This is a genomic window from Acetobacter okinawensis (genome assembly GCF_002153655.1).
GTDB lineage: Bacteria > Pseudomonadota > Alphaproteobacteria > Acetobacterales > Acetobacteraceae > Acetobacter > Acetobacter okinawensis_A.
Genome location: NZ_JOPJ01000014.1, coordinates 89771 through 100466 on the forward strand (window position 1 = coordinate 89771; position 10696 = coordinate 100466).

General features: G+C 60.9%; 6 protein-coding genes. All 6 read right to left on the bottom strand.

All coding sequences use genetic code 11. The features are described 5' to 3' along the window. Positions 1-37: 37 nt before the first annotated feature. The gene (gene ppdK / locus HK26_RS07870; RefSeq protein WP_086639295.1) at positions 38-2713 is read right to left on the bottom strand and encodes a pyruvate, phosphate dikinase; all 2676 of its coding nucleotides are present in this window, start codon (positions 2711-2713) and stop codon (positions 38-40) included. A 223-nt stretch (positions 2714-2936) separates the two neighbouring features. Continuing rightward, positions 2937-4997 carry an NAD-dependent DNA ligase LigA gene (gene ligA / locus HK26_RS07875; protein ID WP_086639296.1) on the bottom strand — a complete coding sequence of 687 codons (2061 nt, stop codon included), beginning with the start codon at positions 4995-4997 and terminating at the stop codon, positions 2937-2939. Between the two features lie 26 nt (positions 4998-5023). Then, positions 5024-6745 (bottom strand): DNA repair protein RecN, encoded by a 1722-nt coding sequence (gene recN, locus HK26_RS07880; RefSeq protein WP_086639270.1) that lies wholly within the window; start codon positions 6743-6745, stop codon positions 5024-5026. Positions 6746-6924: 179 nt separating this feature from the next. After that, on the bottom strand, positions 6925-7938 hold the full coding sequence (locus tag HK26_RS07885) for an outer membrane protein assembly factor BamD (protein WP_086639271.1): 1014 nt from the start codon (positions 7936-7938) through the stop codon (positions 6925-6927). A gap of 98 nt (positions 7939-8036) precedes the next feature. Further along, the gene (lpxC, locus tag HK26_RS07890) at positions 8037-9017 is read right to left on the bottom strand and encodes a UDP-3-O-acyl-N-acetylglucosamine deacetylase (protein WP_086639272.1); all 981 of its coding nucleotides are present in this window, start codon (positions 9015-9017) and stop codon (positions 8037-8039) included. A 149-nt stretch (positions 9018-9166) separates the two neighbouring features. Then, positions 9167-10663: a cell division protein FtsZ gene (gene ftsZ, locus HK26_RS07895; RefSeq protein ID WP_086639273.1), complete on the bottom strand. Its 1497-nt coding sequence runs from the start codon at positions 10661-10663 to the stop codon at positions 9167-9169. Between the last annotated feature and the right edge of the window lie 33 nt (positions 10664-10696).

Below are 10696 nucleotides of genomic sequence, written 5' to 3' on the forward strand. Positions count from 1 at the left end.
AAAATGGCCGCCTCAGGGGGAGGCGGCCACTTTTTCCTTAGGCTTTGACAGCCTTGTTATTGCGTGCAGCAAGGGCTGCCTGTGCGGCGGCCAGTCGGGCAACCGGCACACGGAAGGGCGAGCAGGATACGTAATCCAGACCAACTTCCTCAAAAAAGGCGATGGAAAGCGGGTCGCCCCCGTGCTCACCACAGATGCCCAGCTTGAGGTCGGGCTTGGAGGCACGGCCTTTTTCCACGCCCATGCGCACCAGCGCACCCACGCCTTCGCGGTCGATGGAAACAAAGGGGTCCTGCGGCAGCAGGCCTTTGTCCACATACTCAGGCAGGAAGGAGCCTGCATCATCACGCGACAGGCCAAGGGCTGTCTGCGTCAGATCGTTGGTGCCGAAGGAGAAGAAGTCGGCACTCTGTGCAATCTGGTCGGCAGTCAGGGCTGCGCGGGGCAGCTCGATCATGGTGCCGATCTTGTAGGAGAGATGCGTACCGCGCTCGCCCAGCACATCGGCAATAACCGCTTCACAGGATTTGCGTACCAGGTCCAGCTCGGCTTTGGTGCCGATCAGCGGGATCATGATTTCCGGCTCTACGGCCTTGCCCGTTTCCTTGGCAATGTCCAGTGCAGCCTCGGTAATGGCGCGCACCTGCATGGCGTAGATTTCCGGATAGGTAATGCCCAGACGGCAGCCACGGTGGCCCAGCATGGGGTTGGATTCGGAAAGGGCAGAGCGGCGTGCGCGCAGGCTTTCCACATCCTTGCCCAGAGCCTTGGCAACATCGGCCAGTTCGGCCTCACCATGCGGCAGGAACTCATGCAGCGGCGGGTCCAGCAGACGGATGGTTACAGGCAGGCCAGCCATAATACGGAACAGTTCCGTAAAGTCTCCACGCTGGAAGGGCAGCAGAGCCTCAATGGCGCGGGCGCGTGTTGCCACGTCGTCTGCCATAATCATCTGGCGCACATGGCCAATGCGGTCTGGGCCAAAGAACATGTGTTCAGTCCGGCACAGGCCAATCCCTTCTGCCCCAAAGCGGCGGGCAGTCTGGGCGTCTTCCGGCGTTTCCGCATTGGCGCGAACACCAAGGCGGCGTACGCCATCTGCCCAGCCCATAAGGGTTGCAAAGTCACCCGACAGGGTGGGCGGAATGGTGGGAACGCGGCCATTGTAAACAGCCCCCGTACCACCATCAAGCGTAATCCAGTCCCCGGCCTTGAGCGTATGGCCGTCCACGGTCATGGTCTGGGCCTTGTAGTCCACGGCAATGCTGCCAGCACCAGCCACGCACACGCGGCCCATGCCACGGGCAACAACTGCTGCGTGGGATGTCATGCCACCACGGGTGGTCAGCACGCCACGGGCAGCGTGCATGCCGTGCACGTCCTCGGGGGAGGTTTCAATACGGACCAGAATAACGTCCTCGCCTTTGGCGGCACGGTCTTCCACATCTTCAGCGGAGAAGGCGATGATGCCGGTGGCAGCGCCGGGGGAGGCGGGCAGGCCACGGGTCAGCAACTGGCGTTCAGCCTTGGGGTCGAGCACGGGGTGGAGCAACTGGTCGAGTGACGCGGGGGGGACGCGGGTCACCGCTTCTTCCTGCGTGATCAGGCCTTCCTTGGCCATGTCAATGGCCACGCGCAGGGCTGCTGCTGCCGTGCGTTTGCCCGAGCGGGTCTGGAGCAGGTAGAGCGTATTGGCCTGAACCGTAAATTCGATGTCCTGCATGTCGCGGTAGTGGCGTTCAAGCAGATCACGGACCCGGAGCAGTTCGTTATAGGCGTTGGGGAGCGCTTTTTCCATCGAGGTCTGGCCCTCGACCGAGCGACATTCCGCCATGGGCTGGGGGGTACGGATCCCGGCCACAACGTCCTCACCCTGCGCGTTAATCAGGTATTCGCCGTAGAAGATGTTCTCGCCCGTGGAGGGGTCACGCGTAAAGCACACGCCTGTTGCGCAGTCATCACCCATGTTGCCGAACACCATGGACTGGACGTTTACAGCCGTACCCCAGCTTGCGGGAATATCATGCAGTTTGCGGTAGGTGTTGGCGCGCGGGTTCATCCATGAGCCAAACACGGCCCCAATGGCGCCCCAGAGCTGGTCCTTCGGGCTTTCGGGGAAGGGGGTCCCCGTCTCGGACAGGACGATCTGCTTGTAGCTTTTAACAACGTCCTGCCATTCTTCGGCGGTCAGGGCGGTGTCGTCCAGCTTGTTGGCGGCGCGTTTGGCCTGTTCCAACAGGTCTTCAAACTCGTGGTGCGGGACGCCCAGCACAACGGAGCCGTACATCTGAATGAAGCGGCGGTAGCTGTCCCATGCAAAGCGGGCATCGCCCGAGGAGCGGACAAGGCCTTCAACCGTCGTGTCGTTCAGACCGAGGTTGAGCACTGTGTCCATCATACCGGGCATGGAAACGCGCGCACCAGAGCGGACAGAAACCAGAAGCGGGTTTTCGGCATCGCCAAAGCGCAGGCCCATGGCCTTTTCTACCAGACCCATGGCGGCTTCAAGCTGGGCTTCCAGCTCGGCCGGATACTTCCGTCCGTTATCGTAAAAGGCGGTGCAGACTTCAGTGGTAATGGTAAATCCAGGGGGCACGGGCAGGCCGATATTGGCCATTTCTGCCAAATTGGCACCCTTGCCGCCGAGGAGATTGCGCATCCCGGCGTTGCCTTCGCTTTGGCCAGCACCGAAACTGTAGATCCACTTGGTCATTTTGCCGTTCACTTCATTCTTTTGTGCCAGATGAGCTGAAGTTCCGACCGAGGGGATGGGAACAGGGGATACCGGAACAGCAGCCGGACTGGGCACGGAATTTTTATTTTTGGTTTGGACGACGAACTCCACCCCTTCGTTGCCCGCCAGCATGGCGCAGATTTGGCCGTCGGGCAATCTCTCTTTTACACGCCAGAGCTAAAAAACAGCGCAGGAGGAGGTTCTATCCGTTTGCGGTGCAAAAGGCGTTCCATTCTTCCTCGTCCATGGTCTGGAGATTAAGCTCCGCAGCCTTTTTGGCCTTGGACCCGGCTTTTTCCCCCAGCACCACCAGATCGGTCTTTTTGGAAACGGAGTCGGAGACCTTGCCCCCCATGCGCTCGGCCTTGGCCTTGGCTTCCGGTCGGGTCATGGTGAGCAGCGTGCCGGTAAAGACAATGGTCTTGCCCGCCAGCGGACCATCGCTTGCACCAGTCTCTTCCGTAATGTGTAGTACGGCTTCCAGCTCGGCCAGAATGCTCCGGTTGTGGGGTTCGGCTACAAAAGCCACAACATCGCTGGCTATGGCGTTGCCAATGCCGGTAATGGAGCCCAGCTCCAGCCGGGCGTCGGAGCCGATGATGGTCGCTGCCTCCATCTGCCGTAACCAGTTGGCAAAACTGCCGTAATGGCGGGCCAGCAGGCGGGCGTTGCTCTCTCCGATCCGGCGGATACCCAGAGCGTAAATAAAACGGGACAGGGCAATGGTGCGCCGCCCCTCAATGGCCTGAAGCAGGTTGCGCACGGACTGCTCGCCCCAGCCATCGCGCTGTTCCAGTGCGGGCAGGTGCTCCTTGAGCCGGAAAATATCGCTTGGGGTGCGGATTAACCCGGCGTCATAAAATTCGCGGATACTGCGCTCACCCAGCCCTTCAATGTCAAAGGCAAGGCGGGAGACAAAATGGATCAGCCGCTCCACTGCCTGTGTAGGGCATGTCAGCCCGCCCGTGCAGCGCCGCACGGCCTCACCTTCGGGGCGGACGGCCAGTGCACCGCAGGCCGGGCAATGATCGGGAAAGTGGAAAAGGGGGCCACGCTCCCCCCCCTGCGGGTCTGCTGGAGCTACGCCAAGGACCTGCGGAATAACATCCCCCGCACGCTGGACAAACACCGTGTCCCCCACCCGTACGTCCTTGCGGGTGATTTCGTCCTCATTATGCAAGGTTGCGCGGGTCACCAGCACCCCGCCCACATTAACAGGCTCCAGATGGGCAACGGGGGTTAGCGCGCCTGTGCGTCCTACCTGAATTTCTATGGCGTTCAGGCGCGTTATGGCCTGCTCGGCAGGGAACTTCCACGCTATGGCCCAGCGTGGGGCGCGGCCAGCAAAGCCCAGACGGTTCTGTAGGGTCAGGTCGTCTATTTTGTAGACAACGCCGTCAATATCATAGGCAAGGCTGGCACGGTCCTGATTGACCTGCTCAAAAAATGCTTCCGCCTCAGCCGCGCCGTCAATCTGGCGCGAGAGCGGGTTGACCACAAACCCCCAAGCCCGCAACTGCTCCAGATAGTCCCAGTGGCTGCGGGTTGCTTTGTCGGAGCAGAAACCCTGAGCATAGGCAAAAAGGGAGAGCGGGCGTTGCGCGGTAATGCTTGAATCCAGCTGCCGCAGAGAGCCAGCCGCTGCGTTACGCGGGTTGGCGAACAGGCGTTTGCCAGCGGCCTCCTGCGCTGCGTTGAGCGCCAGAAAGTCGGCTTTGGAGAGAAAAACTTCCCCCCGAATTTCAATCAGGTCGGGGTATGGGGCGGGCAACGTGTGGGGGAGGTCGCGCAATGTACGCAGGTTGGCGGTAACATCCTCGCCCTCGGTGCCATCACCACGCGTGGTGCCGCGTGTAAAAACCCCATGCTCGTAAGTCAGGCTGATGGAAAGACCGTCAATTTTCGGCTCGCCCACAAAGCGCAGGGGGGCTGCCCCCGCCTGCTCCAGACCCAAAAAACGGGTGGCGCGGGTGATAAAGCTCTCAAACTCCTCGCGGTCGAACACATTGTCGAGCGAGAGCATGGGTACAAGGTGGATATGTTTGCCAAAGGCGGGGTCCGCAGTGGCGCCTACCGCGTTGGCTGCACTGTTCTGCGGCTCTGCATCGGGGTACAGGGCCACCAGAGTGTTGTAGCGCCTGCGCAGGGCATCATAATCCGCATCGCTGATTTCTGGCGCGTCATGGTGGTGGTAGGCGGTGTTGTGATAGGCAATTTTTTCGGCCAGATCAGCCAGTTCTGCGCGGGCCTGCTCAAGGTCCATGTCTGTGATCGGGGAGGGGGGCTGCGTCATTTCTCTGGTTCCAGCAGGCTGGCGGCCGCAGCGCGTGCGGCATCGGTAATGGTATCCCCTGCCAGCATGCGTGCGATCTCTTCCTTGCGTTCGGTTTGGGCCAGCAAGGTGGCGTGGGTGGCTGTTTGCCCGTTGCGGGTCTGTTTGCCAATACGCAGGTGTGCATCTGCACTGGCAGCCACCTGTGGGCTGTGGGTTACGGCCAGTACCTGCACGTTCAGTGCCAGACGGTGCAGGCGCTCACCAATGGCTGCGGCTGTCGCGCCGCCAACGCCTGCGTCAATTTCGTCAAAAATGAGCGTGCCAATACCGGACTGACCAGCCAGCACCAGCTTGAGCGCAAGCATAAGCCGGGAGAGTTCGCCACCAGAGGCCACTTTGGCAATGGGGCCGGGGGGCTGGCCGGGGTTGGCGGCAATAAGGAAGGTCACCTGCTCCATGCCGTGGCGGCTCCACTGCTCGGCGGGCAGGGTTTGCAACTCGGCCAGAAAGCGCGCTTTTTCCAGCTTTATGGGTTTGAGTTCGGCGGTGACAGCCTGTTCCATTTTTTTGGCGGCATGGGTGCGTGCGGCGGTCAGCTCCCGTGCCGTGGCCTCGTAAGCAAGGCGTGCTTCCTGTGTTGCTGCACGCAGGCTTTCCAGCTCAGTCGCACCATTTTCCAGCGCATGCAGGCGTGCGCTTAACTGTGCGAGCAGGGCGGCCAGTTCATCTACTAGCACATTGTGCTTGCGCGCGACGGTGCGCAGGGTGAACAGCCGCTCCTCGGTTTCCTCCAACTCACGCGGATTGGCCTCTGTATCGGCCATAAGGCGGGAGAGAAGGCTCTCGGCCTCGGCCAGAGCGTTCTCTGCGTTTTCCAGCGCACTTAGGGCTTCTGTGGTGCGGGTGGCCAATACATCGCCATCAGGGGTGGTATTGTCGGCCGGGGTGGAGGGCACCAGGCGCAAAAGAGCGCGGCTGGCGGCACGCAGGGCTGCCGCAGGGCCGGTGGAGCGGCGGTCGCGTGGGGTAAGCTCGGACAGGGCAGCGGCTACGGCCTCGCCCCGGCGCTCGGCCTGCTGCAGGCTATGGCGTTGCTGGGCCAGAAGGCTTTCTTCCCCCGGCTGGGGGGCAAGGGTGGAGAGTTCGTCCACCGTGTGGCGTAGCCATTCCTCCTCCCGCGCGGCGTCTTCCAGTGCCTGTTCGGCATTGGCAAGAGTTTGGCGCAGGTCCTGCCAGTGGGTAAAAGCCTGCGCGACTTTTTTAAGGAGTGCCGGTTTGATTCCATAGGCATCCAGCAAACCGCGATGGGTGGTGGCATCGGCCAGTCCCATCTGCTCGTGCTGGCCCTGAATTTCTATCAGCGTTGCCGCAACCTTGCGCAGCAGGGTCAGGCCCACAGGCTGGTCATTGACCCATGCGCGCGACCGCCCCTCGCGCGAGATAACGCGGCGCAGGACCAGTGGCTCGCCTTTGTCGGCAGGGATGCCCTGTTCCTCCAGTTGGTCATAAACCGTGTGGTGGGGTGGTGCCTCAAAACAGACAGTTACACGCGCTTCCTCTGCCCCGGAGCGGACCAGACCGGCGTTTGCGCGTTCGCCCATGGCCAGACCCAGACTGTCCAGCAAAATGGATTTGCCTGCCCCCGTTTCCCCCGTCAGGGCGGTAAAGCCGGGGTGGAGGGTCAGGTCGAGTGCCTCGATCAGCACAACGTCTCTGATGGAAAGATGTGTCAGCATGGCGACATCCGGCTTTTAGGTTCACACCTGAAATGACTGGAGTCTGCGGAACAGACCTAACGCTCACGCCTGCTCCCGCGTGGGCCTGCACAGACCTGCCTTTGCTGCGGGCAGGAAAGGCAGGTTCTGTATGTTCTGGTTGTGTTCTTATTTCAAGAGAAAAAGCGACAAAGCGCGTATTACTTTTTGGTTGCGGGCGGCGGTGTTGTCAGCGGTTGCGCTGTAACGGGCGTGCTTGGCGCGGCCTGAGCCGGTGCCGGGGGTGTGTTGCCGGGCTGCATGGCTGCTGGTGCGGCCATGCGCTCATCACGCGTGTCCGACGTATGGGATGTGTCCAGATTCTGTTTGGCGGCAGCGGTTACCGCCTGCCCCGGAACGGGCAGTTTGCCATCCAGCAGGTTATGGTTTTTGAGTTTGTCGTAAGCAAAACGATACCATTTGCTGCTGGAGTAGTTGTACCCCAGTACAGTGGCCGATTTGCGGGCCTGATCGGTCAGCCCCAGATCAAGGTAGACTTCCACCATACGCTCAAGGGCTTCGGGCACGTGGTTGGTTGTCTGGAAATCCTGCACAACGCGCTGGTAGCGGTTGATCGCCCCTTCATAATTGCGCTCGCGCTGGTAATAGCGGCCAACCAGCATTTCCTTCCCGGCCAGATGGTCGCGGCACAGGTCAATTTTCAACTGGGCATCACGGGCATATTTGCTTTGGGGGAAGCGGGTGACCACTTCTTCCAGTGCATCCATGGCTTCTGCCGTACCCTGCTGGTCACGCTGCACATCGGCAATCTGCTCATAAAAACAGAGTGCGCGCAGGTAGTAGGCATAGGCGGAATCGGCGCTGGTGGGGTGCAGGCTGATAAAGCGGTTAAGCTGCTGCACGGCTTCGGGGTATTTCCCCTTAAGGTAGTAGGAATACCCTTCCATCAACTGCGCGTTGGGGATGTAGCCCGAATAGGGGTAGTTCTGCTGGAGTGTTTCAAACTCAGCGGCGGCCAACTCGTAACGGCGGGTGCGCAGGGCGTCTATGCCGTTATTATAGAGTGTCTCTGGTGCCGCAATTTTGGGGGCCGGAGGGGTCTTGCTGCTGCCAGTCAAAAGGCTGCAATCCGCAAGCCCTAACAGCGCAAAAGCTGAGAGCAGGAACGGCAGACGACGGCGGACTGACTGTGTTTTTATAGAAATATCAAACATACCGGCTCTTCAGATCGAGACAAAATCTTATAGCATGTCGGCGGGTCAAGAAAAGCAAAGAAACGCCGATTATTGCATGTGTCTTGATAAAAAGAGTCTCACGCCGCAGCGGAGGCGGATTGCCGGTTTGTCATGTCCTGCCATGCGGAGGTCTGGGCAAACAGGGCGTGGAGGAGCTGGTTGTTCAGCTTATGGCCGGAGCGATGCCCCCGGAAGCTGGCCTGAAGCACACACCCGGCCAGATAGAGGTCGCCCACCGCATCCATGATCTTGTGGCGGATAAACTCGTCCGGGCAACGCAGGCCGGTCGGGTTGAGTACCTGATCGTTGTCGACAACAATGGCGTTGTCCAAAGAGCCACCAAGCGCCAGCCCGGCCTTGTGCAGCGCCTCAATCTCCTGCCGCAGGGCAAAAGTGCGGTTGCGTGCGAGTTCGCTGCGGAAGGAGGATGGCGTTAAATCCAGAGCGTAGCTCTGTGCACCAATGGCGCTGGCCGGAAAGTCAATGCTCATGGACAGGTGTGTGTGCGGGCCATTGTGGGGGAGGAGTTCCACCCAGGCATTCTGGTGTTCAACCCGCACAGGCTGCATAACCCGCACGACTTTGCGGGGCAGGCTTTGCGCCGTGCGACCGGCGCAGTCGAGCAGGAACACAAAATCCGTGGCCGAGCCGTCAAAAACCGGGGTTTCTGGTCCATCCACCAGAATCAGGGCGTTATCAATGCCGCACCCGCACAGGGCGGACATTAGGTGTTCAACAGTGGCGACCCGGTTTTCGGGGTTGTGTTTATCCCCCAGAACAGTGCTCAGGTGTGTTTCCACCACATAATCATACCGTGCGGGCAGGGGGGCTGCCATCGGCAGGTCCGTCCGCTGGAACACAATGCCATGCCCGGCGGGGGCGGGTTGAAGAGTAATGTTGATGGAACGGCCCGTATGCAGGCCAATACCCACGGCAGAGATGGCGTGGTGCAGCGTATGCTGGGCTGCATCGGGTTTGGTGCGTATCTGTCGCATAGGGACCGGGAGACTCTCCGCAGGTGTGGAACGTGGGGTAAGTGCCGCTGACAGATTGTCCATGATCCTGAACCGCCCCATGGTCGTGTGGAAGTTATGACACGGTAACGCTAGGGCCTGTGCGGGTCAGATGCGAGTCAATGATTATTGCCATGTGTTTCATACCCCGCCCTGTGGCTCAGGGGTGTCGGGCGGGGTATGCACACTGGTGTTTAACGGCGCAGGAAGGTCGGAATTTCCAGTCCTGTATCGCCTTCCCCATGGCGGGGAGCGCCCTGTTCGGCCTGGCTGATGGTCGGGTGCGACTGCGCTACGGGTTCCTGCCGGGCATCTGGCGTGGGGGCGCGGCGAAAAGCGCCGGTAACCCGCCCGAACAGGCTGCGTGCGTTAGGGTCCTGCACAGGGTAGGCCGAAGGGCGCGGTGGCTCGCTGAACAGGTTGGCATGTTTGGAGGCCGCCGGGGCCGGAGCCGGGGCTGGCTGGCGTGGCTGTGCCGCAGCAGCCGCGGCCACCTGACCGGGCACGGTGTGTGCCGGAGGCGCTGCGTGGCTTGGCTGTGGTGCATAGGCCTGCGGCTGCGGGGCAACGGGCTGCTCCGCTACAGGGGCTGGTGCGTGCTGTTGCTGGGCCGCCACTGGCGCTGCGGCTGGCGGCGCACCGGGGGCAGCATAAGGCTGTTCTGGCTGTGCTTCGGCTTCCACCGCCGTATGGGGGCGTTCGGCCCCGCCACCATTGGGGGGGACGTCAATGCCGGTTGCTACAACGGACACACGCAGGCGGCCGGTCATTTTTTCTTCAATAACCGTACCAAAGATCATGTTTGCGTCTTCTGGCACTTCGCGGCAGATGCGGTTGAACGCTTCTTCGGCTTCGAAGAAGGTCATGTCCTCACCACCCGTGACATTGACCAGCAGACCCTTGGCCGTAGCCATGCAGGTGTCTTCAAGCAGTGGGTTGGAGATGGCCGCTTCCGCTGCTTCTACCGCGCGGTTGTCGCCTTCTGCCTCGCCAGTGCCCATCATGGCCTTGCCCATTTCGGCCATAACGCTGCGGATGTCGGCAAAGTCGAGGTTGACGTAGCCGCGCTCCATCATCAGGTCGGTAACGCCGCGTACACCCATGTTCAAAACTTCGTCAGCCAGCTTGTAGGCTTCACGCAGGGTGGTGCGCTCGTTGGCAATGCGGAAGAGATTCTGGTTGGGAATGACGATCAGCGTATCAACATACTGCTGAAGTTCCTGAATCCCTTCATCTGCCACGCGGGCGCGGCGCTTACCTTCATAGGCAAAGGGCTTGCTGACCACGCCAATGGTCAGGATATTCCGCTCACGCGCCATGCGGGCAATAACAGGAGCTGCCCCCGTACCCGTGCCCCCACCCATGCCGGTGGTAATGAACACCATGTGCGCGCCGTCCAGATACCGGGCAATTTCGTCCGCAGCTTCTTCCGCTGCTGCACGCCCGACTTCGGGCTTGGCGCCAGCGCCAAGGCCATGGGTCAGGTGCGGGCCAAGCTGGATGCGGCTGTCGGCCAGACTTTTGGCCAGACTCTGCGCATCGGTATTGGCGACAACAAACTCCACCCCTTCCAGGTTGGAGGCAATCATGTTGTCAACCGCGTTCGTGCCCCCGCCGCCTACGCCTATAACGGTGATTTTGGGCGAAAAATCAGCATGAGTCTGGGGTGGAACTGTTAGGTTGAGTGTCATGTGTCTCTCCCGGACTGCGGCGGGTTAACGGGG

Coding starts and splice junctions, on each gene's coding strand:
- ppdK (WP_086639295.1), bottom strand. CDS start 2,713: ATGACCAAGTGGATCTACAGTTTCGGTGCTGGCCAAAGCGAAGGCAAC.
- ligA (WP_086639296.1), bottom strand. CDS start 4,997: ATGGACCTTGAGCAGGCCCGCGCAGAACTGGCTGATCTGGCCGAAAAA.
- recN (WP_086639270.1), bottom strand. CDS start 6,745: ATGCTGACACATCTTTCCATCAGAGACGTTGTGCTGATCGAGGCACTC.
- ftsZ (WP_086639273.1), bottom strand. CDS start 10,663: ATGACACTCAACCTAACAGTTCCACCCCAGACTCATGCTGATTTTTCG.
- lpxC (WP_086639272.1), bottom strand. CDS start 9,017: ATGGACAATCTGTCAGCGGCACTTACCCCACGTTCCACACCTGCGGAG.
- HK26_RS07885 (WP_086639271.1), bottom strand. CDS start 7,938: ATGTTTGATATTTCTATAAAAACACAGTCAGTCCGCCGTCGTCTGCCG.